The following is a 19,796-nucleotide window of genomic DNA, read 5'->3' as shown; positions in this document are numbered from 1 at the left end:
ACGGGTGAAAGTGTTTGCCCCGATGCGTGCTATCCCTAAGCAGCATTCGCCTCCGGCGAATCCATGGGGTGGGGTTCATGCCTTTTGCGGCCCGTCTTGGCGGTGGATGGGTCCCTGCAGATCGTTCCTGCTCCTGATGCCGGGGAATAACGCCTCGCGGCCAATTCAAATTTTTAGGACGAACCCAAACATCTTGAGATTTGATGCGTCTTCGAACATCGTCGCGTCGTACTCATTCCAAGCAGAACACAGGAGGAGATCATGCATTTATTCGCTCGGACTGCCCTGGCAGTTGCGGTCCTCACCGTTCCATGTGAGGCCCAGGTAACGTTCAAGAAATATGGCGCGGCGGCCGGTTGGGACATATTCGTCAACGACAAGATGGGGCCTGGTTGCCTTATCGCGCGGCAAAACCCCAAAGCTGGCGCACAGGTGGAGATTGGCATCGATGCGACCGCCGACCTGCGCGGCTACCTGGCGCTTTACTCCAAGAAACCCGAAAAGATTACGGAGGGTGAAAAGCTCTCGGTGGTATTCGATATCGATGGTCAGCAGTTCACGGGCGTTGCTACGGGACAGGAGATCGAGGGATTCGACGGCGCTTCTGTTCCCTTCAACAATCTCGATTTCATCTATGGTCTTGCCAAAAAGAAAAAACTGACGATCACCGCGAAGGGACGGGACCCCATTGTGGTGGACCTCACCGGCACCGAGGCTGCGTTCAAAGCATTGCGGGAGTGTCAGGCCGCACAGAAGTAGGCAGCGGCGGCGTTTACCGGCGACAAATGCCAGCATTCAATGGGGAGTGAGCGTACCGTTTCGATTGAGCGCGGCGACTGCAAGGGCGCTCCTTGGCCGCTGCGCCGTTCGCTCTTATTGAATGTCCTGCAAGGAGGGCTTCTTCCTGAATTGCCGGCGATAGCTCGCTGGCGAGATCGAGAAAACCCTGGTGAAATGCTGCCGTAAGGATACGGTCGACCCGAATCCCGCCATCTCGGCAACCCGGTCGATCGAACATGAGCCGGTTTCGAGCAGCCGCTGCGCCGCTGCAAGCCGATGATTGAGCAGCCATTGGGTGAATGTGGTGCCGGTTTGCTTCCTGAAATGCCGCGTGAAGCTACGCAGGCTCATGCCAGCTCGCTCGGCGAGTTGCTCAAGGCACAAAGGTTCATCCAAATGTTCGATCGCCCAATTGATCGTTGCACCAAGCTGATCTTGGCTGCCGGACCTCTCCAATGGCTTCTCGATATATTGGGCCTGACCGCCATGGCGATGCGGCGCAACGACCAGCCGCCGCGCTATGCGGTTAGCGATTTCAGCGCCATGGTCGCTGCGCACGATGTGGAGGCAACAATCAATGGCAGCTGCCGTCCCGGCCGACGTCAGTACGTCGCCGTGATCAATGTAGAGTGCATTCTGATTTAAGCTGACCCGGGGATAATTCCGTTCGAACTCTTTCGCCCAAGCCCAATGGGTGGATGCCGCGCGGCCATCCAACAGTCCGGCCTCAGCCAGCACGAAAGTGCCGAGGCACAGGCCCACAAGGCGCGCACCGCGCGCATGGGCCGTGCTGAGAGCTTGCAGCAAGGCCTCAGACGGCCGCTCATCCGGATCACGCCAGGCCGGCACGATGACCGTGTCCGCCTCTGCCAGACTGCCCAGATCATGCTGCACATCGATTTGAAACCCGGACATGGTGGGGGGGTCGGCCCCGTCTTCTCGCCACAGATCAGCAGGCGGTAGCGAGGCGCACCGAGCTTCATGAGCTCGTCTCCGAATACGATGCAGGGAACCGACAGGTGAAAAGGGCTGATGTCTTCAAAGGCGATAATGGCGATCGTGTGCATCGGTGAAACAATCTCGGCCGGGTGATTTTGGCCGGAACCTATCACATATTGTCAGTTAGGCCACTTTCCCAACTCGCCTAAATTCGCGAACCTCGCGCCACCATTATCGGCACGAAAGGTACCTCCATGGCACATCCAACTATCCGTAGCATCGTCGGCGCGAGCGCCCCTCAGAGCCTCGATCCGGCGAGGACGGCACTGCTGGTCATCGACTTCCAGAATGAATATTTCGAAGGCAAGATGCCAATCCCCGACGGGGAAAAGGCGCTGGCCAACGCCAAGCGGCTGATCGAGCGTGCTGATGCCGACGGCATCAGGATTTATCATGTCCAGCACATCACGCCGGCGGGAAGCCCGGTTTTCGCTGAGGATAGCGAGACCTCGAAGTTCCACCGCAATATCCAACCAGCTCCTGACCATACTGTCGTGCGCAAATCGTCGGTGAGCGTTTTCCCAACCACCGATCTCGATCAGCGCTTGAAGCAGGCCGGGGTCGATACCCTGGTCATCGCAGGACTCATGACGCATGCCTGTGTCGCAGGTGCTGCACGTGACGCGGTGCCGCTCGGCTACAATGTAATCGTGGCGAACGATGCCTGCGCGACACGCGAACTTGACATCAACGATGGCGAGACCATCTCGCATCACGCGCTGCACCGCGCCGCCCTGGCTACGATCGACGACACCTTCGGCGATATTCTGACAACCGATCAGATCGTGACTTTGCCGCTGATGCGCAAGTGAACGGGTTCCGGGCAATGGCCTATTGGCTTCTCCTGACACCGCGTCAGGAGGAGCCATGCGACCGAAATAGGTGCTACGGCGCAGTGGAGTCGTTCGCTGCCGGAAAACCTTCGTTGCCTTCCGCTTTGACAAGCCCGTCGCGGATATGTTCCACGTCGGATTGCTGAGCGTAGTGCAATGTGGCGAGGAAGGATTCGACAGTGAATTCGGGGTGGAGCGTCCTAACCTTCTTCATATGCGCTGCAGCGGCGATCTTGTCGCCAAGCCAGCCGTAACATGCAGCGACGAATGCGTGCTGGACTTCATCCATGACCGACAGGTGCATGAATGCTTCGATCGCTTCGCCATACTGACGAGCTGCGAAGTGCGCCTTTCCAAGATGACTCCAGAACCTTTCGGGGTGATGTGGGTTCAGCCGCATCGCCTTGCGGATCCATTCGATTCCCTCGTCAGGCTGCCCCAACCAAGTCAATAGCTCCCCTTGCTGGACCACCACAAGGTCGTAGTTGGGATTGAGGGAAAGGGCACGCTCCTGGTGATAGCGGGCCGTGGTCAGGGTGTTGTTGTTCACGTTCACCGCGGCCAGAATGCGGTGCACGTCGGCATCGTTGTCATCCAGCGCCAGCGCCCGATCCAGCGCAGCAACGATTTCGTTCCAGACAGCGTCCTTGTCTTCGCACCAGCCGTGGACCCAGGCCTGGCCGAGAATGCACGCACGCCACGCATGGGCATGGGCATAACCCGGGTCGAGCGCGACGGCCCGGTCTATCAGGATCTGCGCCTGCTCATTGTCCGCAACGGTGCCTCTGTGATGCAGCACCTTGGCGGCGAGCGCGCACTCGTAGGCGGCCATGTTTGCAGGTTTCGTCCGCGCAAGCTGGTCGCGCTGGGCCGCCTCGACGCGCCCGGGCAAGGTTGCTGCTATCGCGGCTGTTATCTCATCCTGGATCGCAAATATGTCGTCCAACTTCCGGTCGTATTTATCCGCCCAGATATGAGCATCATTGGCTGCGTCGATGAGCTGGACTGTGACGCGCACCCTATCGCCGATCTTCCGGACGCTTCCCTCCACCAGGTATTGAGCCCCGAGTTTCTCGGCGACTTCGCGCACATTTACGGCCCGGTTCTTGTAAACGAAACTGGAGTTGCGCGAGATGACGAACAGCTCGTGGCGGCGAGACAGTTCCGCGAGGATGTCTTCGGTAAGGCCATCCGCGAAAAACTCCTGATCGGGATCGCCGCTCATGTTGTTGAAGGGCAGAACCACGATCGAGGGTTTGGAGACAGATCGCTTTGCATCGAAATCCGCCGGTTGAGCGGCCAAGGAGTATTCAAGCCCGATTCGAAACAGATGAACGGGACGGCTGATGTTTTTCAGCGTCTTTTCACCCAGATCCTCGACGGAGACTTCAAGACGATCGGCAATTTGTATTGCCACCGCGGCGGTAACACAAATACCGCCTACGTCGGCAAGCTGCTCAATGCGGGAAGCAATATTCACACCGTCGCCGAAAATATCGTCGTCTTCGAAAATGATGTCGCCAAGATTGATGCCGATCCTGAACTCGATCCGCCGATCCTGGGGCACGTCCGAATTCCGCCGATGCATGCGCTGCTGGATCTCCACGGCGCACTTTACTGCATCGGTCACGCTCTGGAACTCCACGAGCATGCCGTCGCCCGTCGTCTTGATGATCCGGCCCTTGTTCTTTGCGATGGCGGGATCGATCAATTCAATCCGGTGCGTTCTGAGGCGGGCGATCGTGCCTGCTTCGTCGGCCTCCATCAGCCGGCTATAGCCTGCCATATCGGCTGCCAGGACTGCGGCTAGTCTCTGTTCCATCGGGCGATTTTATAGCACCCCAATGAAATCACCTATCTAATTCAGCGACCGTTTCTCAATGAAGCTCGGTGCCGCGAATTGAGAGGAGCAGTTGCTCTCAATATTCGCCGACAGTTCGGGACCAAACGGCATCAACTTCGGCGGATGGATCCCTTCGAAAAACGAACGTTCCGTTCTCTCCTTGAGGCGACGAGCGCATCCGCTCCGTTCACCGGAGCCGCGTCGAAGAACCGGTTCGGAAGCGAAAATTCTCGTCCGTCCCTTCAACGGAGATAGCGCGCCGCGCAAACGGATGTTTGGTTATTGACAATGGCCAGCCTCAGCCAAATAGACACGGCAGCAATACAGCAGTAACATTTGGCCAATCGGTGCTAGGAAGGCGCCATCGCATATGGCCAATGAATCCATCAGACGTCGGCTTGCTGCTATTTTGGCCGCTGACGTGGTCGGTTACAGCCGTCTCATGGAGCGGGACGAAAGAAGCACCCACGCGCTGCTCATGGCGCGGTTGAAAGAGGTGCTGGAGCCGCTCGTTGCAATACATCAGGGCCGCGTCTTCAAAAGGACCGGCGACGGTGTGCTTGTCGAGTTCGGCAGCGCAGTCAACGCCGTTGAATGCGCTGCAGCAATTCAGCAGGCCATGGCCGCCGCGAACACAGACATGCCGGAGGACCAGGCTATCGTGCTCCGCGTCGGTGTTAACCTCGGCGACGTCATGGTCGAGGACAGCGATCTATACGGGGACGGGGTCAATGTGGCTGCCCGTATCGAGGCGCTTGCCGATCCTGGCGGCGTAGCAATTTCGGATGGAGTTCATGAATACGTGCATGGTCGGGTCGGCCTCGATTTCGTCGACGCCGGTTATTACGAGGTCAAGAACATCGAGCGCCAGGTTCACATTTGGCGTTGGTCGCCGAACGATCGCACGAACGGTCCTAACAAGACTGCTGCAGAACCCCAGCCGCAGCTTCCAAAGAAGCCATCGATAGCCGTTCTACCGTTCGACAACATGTCCGGCGACCCGGAGCAGGGTTATTTCGCCGATGGCATCACCGAGGACATCATCACGGATCTTTCAAAGGTTTCCGGTCTCTTCGTGATCGCCCGGAACTCATCCTTCGCCTACAAGGGCAAGGCACCTGACATCCGCAAGGTGAGCCGGGAACTCGGCGTCCGCTACATCCTTGAAGGCAGCGTGCGCAGGGCCACCGACCGTATCCGCATCAACGCCCAGATGATCGACGGTACGACCGGCGGTCATCTGTGGGCCGAGCGCTACGATCGCGGACTGGAGGATATCTTTGCTGTTCAGGATGAAGTGACCCGCACAATCGTCAACGCGCTCAGAGTGAAGCTGACGGCCAGCGAAGAGCAGCGGCGAGAGAGCCGCGGCAAGGTTGATCCGGAAGCCTACGACTTGCTCGTCCGTTCCCGTCAGTCCATTCTGCAGTTCAACTCCATATCATCCACGGAGGCGCGCAGCATGTTGGAGCGCGCCATCGCAATCGATCCAGGGCTAGCGGCCGCCTATGCTTGGCTCTCGATCATCGCCTTAACCGACTTCATGAACCAGTGGAACGGCGCGACGCCTGACAATCTCACACAAGCGTTCGAATTGGCAAACAAGGCTATCGATACGGACGATACCGAGCCGCAAGGCCATCACGCGCTCTCGCTTGCCCTTGCCTTTATGCGACGTCTCGATGATGCGGAGCGCGCTGCAGAGCGGGCGATGGAACTGGACCCTAATTCGGCCAATACTTATACCGCGCTTGGCGGTATCAGGGATTTCCAAGGGCGGCACGAAGACGCCCTGGCGCTGTATACACAGGCCCACCGGCTTGACCCGCAATTCGACCTGTCGCTGCATTTCCTGGGGAGGGCGTTATTGAACCTCGGTCGCTTTGACGAGGCCGAGACCGCTTTCAAGCGTCGGCTATCGCTTGCGCCACGATCGGACATGACACGCTTTTATCTCGCCTGTCTCTATGGTCGAATCGGGCGCCACGAAGAAGCGCAGCGCTTTTGGCGTGAAGTACAGGAGGTTAACCCGAACTTTTCCATCGAGCACCTCAAGCGGGCTTTACCCTACCGGGATCCCAATCTGTTCAATCGGCTGGTGGACGGACTCCGCGAGGCCGGAGTCTCCATCTAGGGTCAGGACCCTAAATACCAAGCGGGACAGACACGCGTCTTCAGGCGCGACGCATGTAACCCCTGAAGCTCAGGAAGGCCCCAAGTGTGCCAGTTATCAGCGCCACCACGACGGTAGAGGTGCGGCCACTATATATGGTCGAACCTACTCCAATCGCGATCTGCGGCAAAACTATGCGGAAGATGCCGCCGATTGTCATTAGCCAGCCCAGCACAGTGATGATCACACGCCAGTCCATCTGCCATCTATTGTGCAGATTGACGATTGCGAGGCCAGCAAGCAACGACAGTAGACCGGATAGATAGAACAGGACGCCGGGGTGCAGCCCCTCCGCGATCATGCTCTCGTACATGCCCAGATTGATCAGCATGCCGAATGCGACCGCCACGAATGTCGGCCCCAGAAGTCTGGCGAGAAACAATGATCGATCCAAGAGGCACCTCCTCCTCCCCCGCCACCAATCAATATATAGGTGTAGAAGTCGGTGCGTCAAATGTGGTGACTGGTGTGCGGCGGCGTCATGCGTCCGAAGAATCAATAAGTGCGATCACGCAGACCTTCATCAAGAATTGTGCAAAATATCCTCTCCATTGCAGTTGGGAGATTGCGCAAGATGCTGCACCGCCGGTTAAGCCGCGGTTAGGCCCTGTTGAGATACCAAGACGGCGCCCTGCGCCCGAGATAAGGTCGCTCCTTTGAATAGCTTGACCTCGGTCAATTTAGGTATGACTGGAACTGCCCGCTCTCGCAGCTCCCTTGCGAACCTCTCGATCTGCGTAGATCTTTTCGATCAGCCACTTTAGCCAAGCCGTCGCCGGATCGCCCGCCATCTGCTTGTGTATGATCAACGATATGGGCATCGAGGGGAGCTCCAGCGGGGCCTTTACGAAGCTTACCTGACTATGCTCGTCAAGGAGCAGGACAATGCTATCGGCGCAATGGGTAATCAAGCCCGATCCTCTCAGCACCCAGGGTATGATCAAATAATTTGGTATCGTCGCTGCGACCTTTCGTTTGAGCCCCACCTCCCGTAAAGCTTTGTCGGCCAAGCCTTCAGATCGGCCATCGGCGGACATCTGGATGTGAGTGGCTTCCAGATAACTTTGCAGCGTCAGCGGCTGCCGGGCCAGTTCACTGCCGCTCCATATGGCACAAACTAATTCATCTCGACCGACCTCGGACAATAACAAGTTCGGGTCCGGCCGGTCGAAATTCGGAGTGATCGCACAATCCATCTTTCGACTGAGCACCAGTCGGCCAACCTCTTCCTTCGACGAGGGCATGACATGCAGGGACGCATGCGGTGCCTCAACGCGAAAGCGCTTAATCAGTTCCGGAACGACCATCGCTCCGTGGTAGTCGAGAAGCCCGACCCGGAAGATCCGCTTCGTTTCCGAGGGGACGAATGACTGATAGCGATCGATCGTCGCTCGGATGCTTTCCAGTGCATCTGAGATTTCATCTGACAATTCCACGGCCCGCGGGGTGGGTTTCATTGATCTGCCGTCACGAATGAAAAGCTTGTCCTTGAACAAAGCGCGCAGCTTTCCGAGAGAATGGCTGACTGCTGATTGCGTGCGTCCGAGTCGTTCGGCCGCCGTTGTTACAGTTCCTTCTCGCATCAGCACGTCAAATACACGAAGCAAATGCAGGCGGAGCGTGGTGATGGCAGATCATGATTTGGATGAGTTGCGCAATGACATCCCTTACTTGATCAAGGGAATTTACGTTGACAATGCTTCGGTATCGCCGCTCTCCACGCGCGTGCGCCTTGCCAGCGAGCACTACAACCCAATCATCGCGGAACAACTCCGCGACGCTAAAGAGGTCGCCAAGCCATACTTCGACAAAGGTCGAGAACTTGCTGCGAAGCTTGTCGGTACGTCATCGCGGAACATCGCGTATGTTCAGAACACCTCCCACGGCCTGTCCTTGGTGGCCCTCGGCCTCGATTGGCAACCGGGAGACAATCTGGTCGTCTGCGCACAGGAATTCCCGTCCAACTACCTTTGCTGGACCCAGCTGGCATCCAAGGGCGTGGAGGTGCGTCAGATATCGTCGCCGAATGGGCGGTTGGAACCGGATCAGGTTCGTGAGGTAATGGACAGCCGGACACGCGTCGTCGCGGTGAGCCATGTGCAATTTTACAGCGGCTTTCGGGTCGACTTATCTGCGTTGGCAGATATCTGCTCGATATGCGGCGCTCTCCTCGTCGTGGACGGCACCTAGTCGATCGGCGCTCTTCGTTTGGACTTTGCAGCCACAGGCGTTGATGTCCTCGTTGTGAGCGCTCATAAGTGGCTTATGGGCCCGCGCGGTATCGGTTTTGCGGCTTTTTCCGACCGGGCGTTGGCCCAGGTATCTCCCCGGATTGTAGGCTGGTTGAGCGTGAATGATCCCTTTGCTTTCCATAGAACACTTGATTTTCTCCCTGATGCGCGGCGGTTTGAACCTGGCACACCGGATGGGTGCGGCATCCTTGGACTTGCGGAACGCCTTGCTCAGATCGATAAACTAGGGATCGAGTGGATCGAAAACAGAATTCTGAGCCTGAATGAGATGCTCTGCGAAATTGCGCTCTCCAACGGGATTGAACCGGCTTACCGGTTTGAGTGCCAATCGCGCTCCGGCATCACCCTTTTGCAAAAGCCCGGAACAGTCGCTGCAGACATGCACGCATCTCTAACCAAAAATGGGATCTATGCGAGCAAACGTAATGGCGCGATAACGGTCTCTCCGCACTACTACAACACGCCTGATGAAATCGAGCGCATCGTATCCATTATGGCTGCCTGAACATTGCCCTTCAGGGCAGCCATCAGTTGTCGCGAAATCTTTACGAGCTGTGCGGTCGGACGCCCGCAATGACTGCATCTGGCCCGGAGCTGGCATCCGGTCGTGGCGTTTTTCGTGGCCCGATGACTTCATTGCGTTATGATGGACGTACATCAAACACTGCGGGGAACGATGAAATTAGGTTTTGTAGGATCGGGTGCCATAACCGAGGCTGTTGTCACTGGCCTGATGAAATCAAGGTCGGATATCAGCGCTGTTGTCGTTTCTCCTCGTAGTCCGCACGTTGCGGCACGATTGGCAGAGATGTTTCCAATCGTGCGCGTCGGCGCCGACAATCAGGATGTCGTGGATAGCGCCGAGATCGTGTTTCTTGCAATAAGACCGCAGATCGCGGAGGAAGTGGTAAGAGAACTCAGTTTTCGAAAAGGTCAGCATGTGGTGAGTTTTATTGCTGCTGTCCAGATCGAGGCACTCGCCGGCTGGATTGACGTACCCACAACGATTACCCGGGCGATTCCCCTTCCATTTGTCGCTGAGTTGCGGGGAGCGACTGCAATTTATCCGCCCAATGATCAAATAGCTGACCTGTTTTCGTCCCTTGGAACCGCGCTTCAAGCAAAAGACCTCAAACAGTACGATCTGTTTGGCGCAGCGAGCGCGTTGATGGCCACATATTTCGGTTTGTTGGAAACAAGCGCCCGTTGGCTCGAAGCGGAAGGCATGTCCTATGACCAGGCGAGCATGTATCTGAAACAGCTGTTTGGCGCCCTGTCCCACGTAACGGACACATCAGGGGAGCAATCGTTCGTGGCAATGGCTTCTGAGTTTTCGACCAAGGGCGGTCTGAACGAGCAGGTTTTCAGGGAGTTTACCGAGAATGGTGGAACAAAAGCGCTGACGCTTGCTCTCCAATCCGTTCTCAAGCGCATTGAACAGAGCTGATTTTGCTTACGCACCTGCCGCAGGGCAGCGGAGCCGACGCTGCAAGCGCCGGCTTCTGTCTCAGTAGGGGCTCGCCGTCGGACGGACGATCAGTTCGCTGACGTCAACTTCGGATGGCTGCTCGATGGCATAGGCGATAGCGCGCGCAATCGCATCGGGCTTGATCGAAATCCGTCTGAATTCCTTCATTTCGTTCCGGCCTTTTTCGTCCGAGATGCTGTCGGCAAGCTCGGATTCGACAACACCTGGTGAAACGACGGTTACGCGAATCCTGTCAGTCTCCTGCCGGAGCCCGTCCGAGATTGCCCGGACGGCGTATTTTGTCGCGCAATAGACCGCCGCCGTGGGGGAAACGGCGTGCGCTCCGATCGAAGCAATATTGATGATCTGGCCGGAGCCGCGCGCTTCCATTCCCGGCAGCACCGCGGCGATGCCATGCAGCACACCGCGGATGTTTACGTCGATCATACGGTTCCACTCGTCGACCTTGAGCGAGGCAAGCGGCGAAAGAGGCATGACGCCGGCATTGTTGATGATGACGTCGACGTGCCCGAATTCGGCAATGGCGAAATCCGCAAAGTCCTGCGTGTCTTCAAGGCTTGTGACGTCAAGCTTGCGGATGCGAACAGCACCGCCCTGGGATTCGATGCTTTCTGCCAGAGCGCTCAGGCGATCGGTGCGCCGGGCTCCGAGCACGATTTTGGCTCCGCGTTGCGCAAGCAGCCTTGCAGCCGCTTCTCCGATGCCGCTGCTTGCTCCGGTGATGAGAACAACTTTGCCGGTAATGCCGTCCATAACCTTCTCCTTCGTAACCATCGATCATTCGGTTGTTTCGATGCAGCTGGAACGTCGCATGAACGACCGGGACCCAGGTAGAATAAAGCGCCGCATGTCTTGCCTGATCCTCCGGAGAACCGAATTCCCTGCAAATCACTTTGAACGCGGGAGGCAGCTGGCATAGATAAACTGCGATTGAGCGTGATGGAGGGTTTTAGCGTGATCGACAGACTTGCTGCCATTCTGGCAAAATACGCCGAGAAGGACGGAGCCACGGCGACGGAGATCCCGCGTGTTCACACCCTGCGCTCCACGCAGCCGACGGAGCCGATCCATATCCTGCACCAGCCGGCGGTTTGTTTCGTGGCCCAGGGCCGCAAACAGACGCTGCTGGCGGATGAAGTGTATTTTTATGAACCGCCGCAATTTCTTATTGTCAGCGTTGACTTACCAATCGTGGGACAGGTTGTCGAGGCATCGGAGGACAAGCCTTATCTGTGCCTGCGCCTTGATCTCGACCCGGCGGTCATCAGCGAAGTCATCACCGAAGTTCCACCCTCCGCATTACGCAGCAGCCCCCCGGCCAGGGGGATAGACATCAGTACGGCCCCGGCCGAACTGCTTGATGCAGTGGTGCGGCTGGTGTCGCTGCTTGATGCCGAAAGAGATAGCGACCGGAAGGTTCTCGCGCCGCTGATTGAGCGGGAGATTCTTTACCGGTTGCTCATGGGCGATCAGGCCGCCCGCCTGCAACAGATAGCCTATGCGGAGAGCAAGCTCTCCCAGATCGGCAAGGCCGTCGCCATGATCAAGAGCAATTATTCACGGCTGATCAGGGTGGATGATGTCGCCGCGCATGTGAATATGAGCGTCTCGTCTTTTCACCAGCATTTCCGGACAGTGACTTCGATGAGTCCGCTCCAATATCAGAAGCAGATACGGCTGCAGGAAGCACGCAAGCTCATGCTCGCGCAATCGCTCGATGCTGCAACGGCCGGCTTCATGGTCGGCTATGAAAGCCCTTCGCAGTTTTCCCGTGAATACTCGCGCCTCTTCGGTCTCTCACCGAGGCGCGACGTCGACAAACTCAGGAACCTGCCCGATTTTGTGTGAGAAGCCGGGCCATTCGTAGAATTGTGCAATGGTTTTGGAGCCCTGTTCTACCGTCATTTCGCGGCGGGAGTGCACGTTTTTGTCGGTAAAACGCAATGAGGAGCGCGGCTATGCCAAGGCCAAATGGGCTCCTGATCGCATCCATGTCGGCCGCATTGACAATCTCAATGCAACTACTCGTCGCTCGAGCCGAGGAAAAAACGATGTCCGATACACAACACCCCTATGTCGGCATGTGGGTCACTGACGATGGTTACATCCGCCACGAACTGCTGCCCAACGGGCGCTATGACGAGGCCCGGGGCAAACGCAAGAGCGCCTATCAGGGCCAGTACCGCTTAACCGGTGATCATATCGATTATGTCGATGACACCGGCTTCACTGCCGATGGCGATTTCATCGATGGCGTGCTTTATCACGCCGGAATGATCCTGCGCCGCGAATGAGATGTTCGGTTTTCCGGGCAGGGGAGTATCGAATGCCGGCCGTGCTGTGCTCTAATGCCCTGCCATGGACAATGATCGCGCGCACAGACGTACTTCTGCCGAATCGCTGAAAGACCATCTCAACGGACGTCTCTTGACGAAGAGCGAGGGCGAGGCCTGGAACAAAGTTCTCGTTCACCTCCTGTCGCATCGACCGCAGGAAACCAGTCTGCTTGTGCCCGCCGTCGCCGAGCCGTTGCTGGTCTGGATAACGTCGGGTGCCGCGATAATCGAAGAGCGGGAGCTGAATGGCGAATGGCTGGGCAGCGAGGTCAGTGCCGGTGACTTCTTCCTGACGCATTCGCCAACGCCCTATGAGATGCGCTGGACTAGCAGGGGTCCGGATCCTTTCCAGGTCATGCATGTCTATCTCGGTCGTCCAGTATGGGATGATGCTGTTGCGGAAATCCGGCCCGGGGGGCAACTGCAGCTGCAGGATGTTTCCGGCAAGCGCGACGATCAGATTTCCAGCTTGCTTGGCCTTATCGGCACCGAGCTGACAAGCCCGCATGATCCCAGCGAAATGTATGTTCAGGGTCTCGCTCACGCACTCGCCATCCATCTGGTCCGGACCTATAGCGATGTAAACGCCAAGGTGCCGCGCAAACGAGGGGCGCTGCCGGCGTTCAAGCTGCGCCGTGTGACCGATCTCATGCAAAACGCGCTCGACCGCGAGTTCAGTCTGGAGGCGCTTGCCGCCGAGGCTGGTCTCAGTCCCTTTCATTTCAGCCGGGTATTCAAGCAATCGATGGGATTCTCCCCATCCGCATATTTCATCCGCATGCGAATGGCCGAGGCCCGCAGATTGCTCAGGGAAACCGACAAGGCGATCATCGAGATCGGCCTCGATGTCGGCTATTCAAGTCCGAGCCATTTCGCCCAGGTGTTCCGCAAGGAAGTCGGTGTGACGCCATCGGAGTACCGGGATTAGCTCCAGCTTCGGAACAGAGCGCCACCGATTACCGCAATATCCCGACAGTGCCAGCAAGAGGCCGAGCGAGCAGCAACCAGCCCTTTTCTAGATTGGCTTCCGTCAACAACAGCCAAAGACGCCAGGAGCGTCTGGCCATGAAAGGAAGTCAAAATGTCTATCAAAGGAAAAGTAGCGCTTGTAACTGGAGCATCGAGTGGTATTGGCGCCGCCACAGCACTGAAGCTTGCCGCCAACGGCGCAACCGTCGGTCTGGCTGCTCGCCGCATAGACCGCCTGAGCAATCTCCAGGCAAAAATCGAGGCCGGGGGCGGCACGGCCATCGCAATCGAAATGGACGTCGTCGACGCGGCGTCGGTCACCGCTGGTGTCGAGAAGCTCGCCAGCGCGTTCGGCTCGATTGACATCGTGTTCAACAATGCCGGCCTGATGCCGATTTCGGATATGGAGGCATTGAAGACCGATGAATGGCACCGCATGGTCGATGTCAATGTCAAGGGTCTCCTGAACACCGTCGCTGCCGTGCTGCCCCATATGGTCAGGCAGAAATCCGGCCATATGGTCAACACATCCTCGATCGCGGGGCGGAAGGTTTTCCCTGGACTGGCGGTCTATTGTGCCACCAAGCATGCTGTGACTGCATTGTCGGAAGGCATGCGGCTGGAACTGTCGAAGAAGCACAATATCAAGATAACATGCGTCCAGCCTGGGGCGGTTGAAACCGAATTGTTCGAGCACATCTCGGACGGTGACTATCGCCAGCAGATGGAAGCACTCAAGGACCAGATGGAGTTCCTCAAGCCAGAGGATATCGCCGACACCATTCTTTACGCACTGCAAGCGCCTGACCGCGTCGATATCGCTGAAGTGTTCGTCATGCCGACCCAGCAGCCCTGGTGAGGTGAACCAGATTTTACCCCTCCGGCCTCCCCGGAGGGGTAAAACTTTGTCCCTTTGACAGTTAAAGCTGCTCCCGTTTATCGTTGGCCGAACCAACTGGGAGAGCGATCATGAGCGGATTAAAGTTACCTCAGGAAGGCGGATGCCGTTGCGGACAGGTGCGTTTCAGGGTCACGGCCGAGCCACTCCTCACCATGGCTTGCCATTGCACCGGCTGCCAGCGGATGACTGCCAGCGCCTACTCGTTGAGCGCGGCCGTCCCGGCTGAAGGCTTCTCCGTCATCAAGGGCGAGCCCGTCATTGGTGGTCTTCACGCCGAGCCTCGCCATTACTTCTGCCCGCACTGTATGAGCTGGCTGTTCACACGGCTCGAGGGATTTGACTGGTTCGTCAATGTTCGGGCAACCATGCTCGACGATCCCCAAGGGTTCATACCCTATGTTGAAACCTGGACGAGCGAGAAGCTGCCCTGGGCGACCACGCCGGCAGTGCACAGCTTTGAAGCACTGCCGGCGCTCGAACAGTATGAGGATTTGACCAGGCAATATGCGCAATGGTCGAAATCACTGTGATCGTTCCTCCCAGATTTTCGCCAGTTCGACGATCGTCTGTGCGGCTTTCTCCATGTCCTGCCGGCTGACCCATTCGAGCGGTGAGTGAAAGGCGTGGCCGCCGGCGAAGAGGTTGGCGCAAGGCAGGCCCATGAAGGACAGCCGCGAGCCATCGGTGCCGCCGCGGATGCTGCCGCGTACGGGCTCCATCCCGGCACGCCGGATTGACTCGACGGCGTATTCGACAATCTCAGGATGACGGTCGAGGATGGCCTTCATGTTGCGATATTGCTCCTTGACCTCGAAGGTGTAGGAGGAGCCGGGATAGTCAGCCATGACCTCCTTGACGATCTTTTCGAGCATGGCTTCTTTAACGGCGAGGCCATCATCGTTGAAGTCCCGGACAATGAAGCTGAGCTCTGCCTTTTCCATCGAACCGGTAACGCCGGTTGGATGAATGAAGCCGTCCCGGCCGGCAGTTGTCTCCGGTGCAATGTCCTTCGGCAACCGGTCGATAATCGCACCGGCGATCTTGATGGCGTTCTCCATCTTTCCCTTGGCGAAGCCTGGATGAATGGCGACGCCGGCAATGGTGATCTCGACGCCATCGGCTGAAAACGTCTCGTCTTCGATATGGCCGGCCGTCTCGCCATCGACCGTGTAGGCGAATTGTGCCCCAAGCTTTTTCAGATCGGCCTTGTCGACGCCGCGACCTACTTCCTCGTCCGGCGTGAAAAGAATCTTGATCGTTCCATGTTTGATATCGGGATTGTCGACGAGGAATTTTGCGGCGGTCATGATTTCGGCAAGGCCTGCCTTGTCGTCGGCCCCAAGCAGGGTCGTGCCGTCCGTCGTGATGATGTCATTGCCAATTTGATCGCGCAGCGCCGGATGGTCGTCGACGCGAATGACCTGATTTGGGGAGAGCTGGATATCGCCGCCGCGGTAGTCCTTCACCATTTGTGGCTTGACGTTTGTCCCTGTGAAGTCTGGCGCCGTATCCACATGTGAACAAAAGCAAATCACGGGTACCGGCTTGTCGGAATTCGATGGAATGGTGGCAAAAACATAGCCGTGCTCGTCAAGATGGGCATCGGCGAGACCGATCGCCAGCAGTTCCTCGACGAGCAAGCGGCTGAGGTTCTTTTGCTTCTCGGTCGTGGGTTGCGTCGTTGATTTGGGGTCCGATTGGGTGTCGATGACGACGTAGCGAAGGAAACGATCGGTAACAGAGTCGGTCATGGGCGTGATCCAATATTTGCTTCAGCGATGCATTGCTGTAACGCCTGCCGGCGTCGGCGTGAATAGATTTTCGTTCTGTGGGCAATTTTTGCAGCATGGCTCCAGCGGGCCGCAATGACGCTTCACGTTGCGGGCTTTGATGTTTCATGCCAATGAAAACGCCATGCGTATATTGCTCGTAGAAGACACGCACGATGTGGGGGAAGCCATCTGCAAACGTTTCGAGGCGACTGGCCATGCCGTCGACTGGGAAACCAATGGGCGTGACGCAGCTGATATCATCGATTTCACCGAATATGCCCTGATCATCCTCGATGTCATGCTGCCAGGCATGGACGGTTTTGAAATCCTCAAGCACATCCGCAAGTCGGGCAATGCCGTGCCGGTCCTCGTCCTGACGGCACGCTCCGAAATTGACGACCGTGTCGGTGCGCTCGACCTTGGAGCCGACGATTATCTGGTCAAGCCTTTCGACTTCAGGGAACTGGAAGCGAGGGCCCGCGTGCTGATGCGCCGGCACACCGGCGGCGAGGCCACCAACCTGATCAAATGCGGTGATATCGCCGTGGACCGGGCGGCGCGGTCCGTCCATGTCGGCAAGCGCGAGGTGCAGCTGAAGCGCCGCGAATTGACCCTGCTTGAAGTACTCGTCGCCCGGCCTGGGCGGGTTTTCAGCAAGGACGAACTGCTCGATCAGATTTTTGGCTTCGACGAAGCGGCAAATGCCAACGCGATCGAGCTCTATATCGGCCGCCTGCGCAAGAAGCTCGAAGGCGCCAGGGCCCGCATCGTGACAGTGCGCGGCCTCGGTTACCAGCTGGTGTCCGATGATGCGCCCTGAGATTATCAAACATGAGCCATCGCTCTTCGCGCGCCTCGCGCGGCGCATTTCGGTCGTGTTGGGCATCGGCGCGGCACTGCTCGTCACGGCAGCGTGGTATTATGCCGAGACGGCGGCCAACAAGGCCTATGATCGCCTGCTCGTGGGTGCGGCATTGCAGATGGCCGAGAGCCTTTCTGTAGAGGATGGCACGCTCACAGTCCGCTTGCCTACCTCCGCCTTTGAATTGCTCGGGCTCGCCGATCGTGACCGGATTTTCTATCGCGTCATCGACACTCACGGTCAGACCCTGACCGGTTACGACGACCTGCAAAGTCCAGCACCACTTGATGGCACTCGCGATGTATCGAGCGTGGAGGAGGGCGTCTACAAGGGGGAGCCGGTACGCATTGCCCGTGCGACCCGTGTGCTCGCCGACCCGGCCGTATCGGGCGAGGCCTATGTCATCGTGGCGCAGACCAACGAGGCGCGGTCGGCACTGACCCGCGAATTGACGTTGCGGGCAACGATCCTTGTCCTGGTCATGAGCCTTCTGGCTTTCGTAGGTGCCATGCTCGCCATCCGTTATGCGCTGCAGCCGGTGGAGCGGCTCGGCACCGCCGTGCGCCGTCGCGACCCGCATGATCTGACGCCGGTTTCCGTCGATGTGCCGCGCGAGCTTGATCCCTTCGTTGGCTCGATCAATCACTTCATGGGCCGGTTGAACGAACGTGTCGACCTGCTGCAGCGCTTCATCGCCGATGCAGCCCACCAAATACGCACACCGCTGACGGCACTCTCGGCACAGATCGATCTTCTCGGTGCTGACAAACTCGACAAGGCCGGACGCCAGCATTACGAGCGTGTGCGGGAGCGGACCGGTGAACTCGCGCGTCTGACCAACCAGCTGCTCAGCCATGCCATGGTGATCCACCGCGCCGATTCCGTCCAGCTGGAGCCGATCAGTCTTGTCGACGTGGCGCGGCGTGCCTACCGCGCCGCCATCCCGGTCACCGTCGATCCCGACATCGTCATCTCGTTCGAGGCGCCGGACGACCGGCCCTTCGTGCTTGGCGATGCGGTCAGCCTGCGCGAGGCAATCGTCAATGTCATCGACAATGCCCTGCGGCATGGGGCCGACCAGCGGCTGGAGGTGCGCGTTCGCGCGACGGAGGCAGAGGCGTTCGTCGAGGTCGAGGATGACGGCCCCGGCATCCCGCCGGAAGGCTGGGAGAAGGCAACGCAGCGCTTTGCCACGTCAAAATCGCATGAAGGTAGTTCCGGCCTCGGCTTCGCCATCGCCCAGGAAGTGGCAAATGCCCATGGCGGCACCTTGAGCTTCCGGGCACGCGATGAAAGAGGCTTTACCGTGGTTCTGACCCTGCCGCTCCTGAAGGGAGAGCCGAAATGATCAGGTCCATGCTCGCCGTGATGATAGCCCTGTTGATCAGCTCGCCGGCCGCTGCCGCCGAGGATAACACGACGCAGTTTCCTGCGCCTCAGACCGAATCCGGAAGGCTGACCATATATTCGACGACGGATCTGGCTGCCATGAAGCCGCTGATCGAGGACTTCCAGAAATCTTCTCCCGACGTGGCGATCGATTACATCGAGTATCTCACCAACGAGCTGAATGCGCTGGCGGCCGAGGCTTGCCGCAAGGAGGAGCCCCTTGGAGATCTGCTCCTTTCCTCTTCTGTCGATCAGTTGCTCAAGCTGGCCAATGACGGCTGTGCCGAAGCCCATACGTCGCCCGAGACGGCGCGCGTTGCCGAATGGGCCAACTGGCGCGACGAGGTCTTCGGTTTCACCTACGAACCCGCGGTCTTCGTCTATAATACCCGCCTGGTGCCGCCAGCCGAGGTGCCACGCACCCATGTCGAACTCGCCGACCTGTTGCGTGAGCGGCTGGACTATTACCGCGGCCGCGTCGGCACCTATGATATCCGACTGTCGGGCATCGGCTATCTGCTTGCATTTAACGACGCGCGGCAGACCACCACGGTGTTCGGCCGCCTGCTGGAAAGCATGGCGCGTGCCTCGGCCGTTGCGCGCTGCTGCACCGGCGAAATCCTTGAAGAAGTCGCCAAGGGCAATCTCTACATCGGCTACAACATGTTAGGCTCCTATGCCTATCAGGCGGCGCTGCGCCACCCGGAACTTCGGGTGGTCGTGCCACGTGATTACACTTTGGTGCTCAGCCGCGGCGCGCTCATCCCCAAGGGTGCGGCGCGTGCCGATCTCGGCGCACGATTCCTCGATTATCTCTTGTCTGAGCGAGGCCAGTCGATCGCCCGCACGAATGCCTTCTACTTCTCCGAGACCGGCAGCCTGCCGCCTGATGTCGATGGGCCGCAAAATTTGAAGGAGTCGGGTATCGCCCAACCGATCCGTATCGGACCGGCGCTGCTGGCCGTCCAGGATAGGGCACAACGCCAGCGCTTCATTGAAGATTGGGCGCAATCCCTGATTGAATTGAACAGCCCGGCCTGGACCCGGGAATAGCAATTTCCGAACTTTGAACGGCCCACAGATTTTTGAGATGGCTTTTGTCCAGGAACGTCCCAAATGCGTACGAGAAATCGCCAAACGCGAACAATAATCGGCGATTTTGGTACAGGAATCTCAACTGCAGCTTGAAAAATTGGTG

General features: G+C 58.1%; 18 protein-coding genes and 1 pseudogene. 13 read left to right on the top strand and 6 right to left on the bottom strand.

What is annotated here, in order from left to right; translation table 11 throughout:
* Positions 1-261 precede the first annotated feature (261 nt).
* Complete coding sequence (locus tag CU102_RS02185) at positions 262-759, top strand: hypothetical protein (protein WP_106709297.1); 498 nt, start codon at positions 262-264, stop codon at positions 757-759.
* A gap of 114 nt (positions 760-873) precedes the next feature.
* Here CU102_RS02185 and CU102_RS02180 read toward each other — a convergent pair whose 3' ends face one another.
* A complete protein-coding gene (locus CU102_RS02180; RefSeq protein WP_208113781.1) occupies positions 874-1,695 on the bottom strand; it encodes a helix-turn-helix domain-containing protein in 822 nt (273 codons plus the stop codon).
* 278 nt (positions 1,696-1,973) lie between these two features.
* Here CU102_RS02180 and CU102_RS02175 point away from each other — a divergent pair, with 278 nt between their 5' ends.
* Complete coding sequence (locus CU102_RS02175; RefSeq protein ID WP_106709296.1) at positions 1,974-2,591, top strand: cysteine hydrolase family protein; 618 nt, start codon at positions 1,974-1,976, stop codon at positions 2,589-2,591.
* A 73-nt stretch (positions 2,592-2,664) separates the two neighbouring features.
* Here the strand turns inward: CU102_RS02175 and CU102_RS02170 are convergent, their stop codons facing one another.
* Positions 2,665-4,434 carry an adenylate/guanylate cyclase domain-containing protein gene (locus CU102_RS02170; protein WP_106709295.1) on the bottom strand — a complete coding sequence of 590 codons (1,770 nt, stop codon included), beginning with the start codon at positions 4,432-4,434 and terminating at the stop codon, positions 2,665-2,667.
* A 391-nt stretch (positions 4,435-4,825) separates the two neighbouring features.
* Here CU102_RS02170 and CU102_RS02160 point away from each other — a divergent pair, with 391 nt between their 5' ends.
* Positions 4,826-6,589, top strand: coding sequence for an adenylate/guanylate cyclase domain-containing protein (locus tag CU102_RS02160; protein ID WP_106709293.1), 1,764 nt, complete (start codon positions 4,826-4,828; stop codon positions 6,587-6,589).
* Between the two features lie 40 nt (positions 6,590-6,629).
* Here the strand turns inward: CU102_RS02160 and CU102_RS02155 are convergent, their stop codons facing one another.
* Positions 6,630-7,022 carry a hypothetical protein gene (locus CU102_RS02155; RefSeq protein WP_106709292.1) on the bottom strand — a complete coding sequence of 131 codons (393 nt, stop codon included), beginning with the start codon at positions 7,020-7,022 and terminating at the stop codon, positions 6,630-6,632.
* A 286-nt stretch (positions 7,023-7,308) separates the two neighbouring features.
* Entirely contained in the window at positions 7,309-8,211 is a 903-nt protein-coding gene (locus CU102_RS02150; protein ID WP_106709291.1) for a LysR family transcriptional regulator, read from the bottom strand.
* On the opposite strand from CU102_RS02150, the pseudogene CU102_RS02145 reads away from it, so the two are divergent.
* Both CU102_RS02145 and CU102_RS02140 read left to right on the top strand, forming a co-directional pair.
* Positions 8,102-9,385 (top strand): annotated as a pseudogene (locus CU102_RS02145) (aminotransferase class V-fold PLP-dependent enzyme). The gene CU102_RS02150 and the pseudogene CU102_RS02145 sit on opposite strands and share 110 nt — an antisense overlap.
* Positions 9,386-9,556: 171 nt before the next feature.
* A complete protein-coding gene (locus tag CU102_RS02140) occupies positions 9,557-10,327 on the top strand; it encodes a pyrroline-5-carboxylate reductase (RefSeq protein WP_106709449.1) in 771 nt (256 codons plus the stop codon).
* A 60-nt stretch (positions 10,328-10,387) separates the two neighbouring features.
* On the opposite strand, the gene CU102_RS02135 is transcribed toward CU102_RS02140, so the two are convergent.
* Positions 10,388-11,122: an SDR family oxidoreductase gene (locus CU102_RS02135; RefSeq protein ID WP_106709448.1), complete on the bottom strand. Its 735-nt coding sequence runs from the start codon at positions 11,120-11,122 to the stop codon at positions 10,388-10,390.
* 201 nt (positions 11,123-11,323) lie between these two features.
* On the opposite strand from CU102_RS02135, the gene CU102_RS02130 reads away from it, so the two are divergent.
* From CU102_RS02130 to CU102_RS02110, 5 genes are all read left to right on the top strand, one after another.
* Positions 11,324-12,217: an AraC family transcriptional regulator gene (locus tag CU102_RS02130; protein WP_245425120.1), complete on the top strand. Its 894-nt coding sequence runs from the start codon at positions 11,324-11,326 to the stop codon at positions 12,215-12,217.
* Positions 12,218-12,384: 167 nt separating this feature from the next.
* Positions 12,385-12,663: an Atu4866 domain-containing protein gene (locus CU102_RS02125; protein ID WP_245425138.1), complete on the top strand. Its 279-nt coding sequence runs from the start codon at positions 12,385-12,387 to the stop codon at positions 12,661-12,663.
* 64 nt (positions 12,664-12,727) lie between these two features.
* Positions 12,728-13,633 carry a helix-turn-helix domain-containing protein gene (locus CU102_RS02120; RefSeq protein WP_106709289.1) on the top strand — a complete coding sequence of 302 codons (906 nt, stop codon included), beginning with the start codon at positions 12,728-12,730 and terminating at the stop codon, positions 13,631-13,633.
* A 153-nt stretch (positions 13,634-13,786) separates the two neighbouring features.
* Positions 13,787-14,533: an SDR family oxidoreductase gene (locus CU102_RS02115; protein ID WP_106709288.1), complete on the top strand. Its 747-nt coding sequence runs from the start codon at positions 13,787-13,789 to the stop codon at positions 14,531-14,533.
* Between the two features lie 110 nt (positions 14,534-14,643).
* Complete coding sequence (locus tag CU102_RS02110) at positions 14,644-15,105, top strand: GFA family protein (protein ID WP_106709287.1); 462 nt, start codon at positions 14,644-14,646, stop codon at positions 15,103-15,105.
* On the opposite strand, the gene pepT is transcribed toward CU102_RS02110, so the two are convergent.
* Positions 15,097-16,326, bottom strand: a complete 1,230-nt coding sequence (gene pepT / locus CU102_RS02105; RefSeq protein WP_106709286.1) for a peptidase T — start codon at positions 16,324-16,326, stop codon at positions 15,097-15,099. The genes CU102_RS02110 and pepT overlap by 9 nt on opposite strands.
* 163 nt (positions 16,327-16,489) lie before the next feature.
* Here pepT and CU102_RS02100 point away from each other — a divergent pair, with 163 nt between their 5' ends.
* Genes CU102_RS02100 through CU102_RS02090 form a run of 3 tightly spaced genes read left to right on the top strand, consistent with a single transcriptional unit; the run spans position 16,490 to position 19,651 of the window.
* Positions 16,490-17,167, top strand: coding sequence for a response regulator transcription factor (locus CU102_RS02100; protein WP_106709446.1), 678 nt, complete (start codon positions 16,490-16,492; stop codon positions 17,165-17,167).
* Positions 17,154-18,557 carry a sensor histidine kinase gene (locus CU102_RS02095; protein WP_245425118.1) on the top strand — a complete coding sequence of 468 codons (1,404 nt, stop codon included), beginning with the start codon at positions 17,154-17,156 and terminating at the stop codon, positions 18,555-18,557. Before CU102_RS02100 ends, CU102_RS02095 begins: the two co-directional genes overlap by 14 nt.
* Positions 18,554-19,651 carry an ABC transporter substrate-binding protein gene (locus CU102_RS02090; RefSeq protein WP_106709285.1) on the top strand — a complete coding sequence of 366 codons (1,098 nt, stop codon included), beginning with the start codon at positions 18,554-18,556 and terminating at the stop codon, positions 19,649-19,651. Before CU102_RS02095 ends, CU102_RS02090 begins: the two co-directional genes overlap by 4 nt.
* Positions 19,652-19,796 lie beyond the last annotated feature (145 nt).

It is taken from the genome of Phyllobacterium brassicacearum (genome assembly GCF_003010955.1).
Lineage (GTDB): Bacteria > Pseudomonadota > Alphaproteobacteria > Rhizobiales > Rhizobiaceae > Phyllobacterium > Phyllobacterium brassicacearum.
The sequence above is the reverse complement of the archived record's forward strand: the minus strand, read 5'-3'. Positions and strand labels throughout refer to the sequence as shown.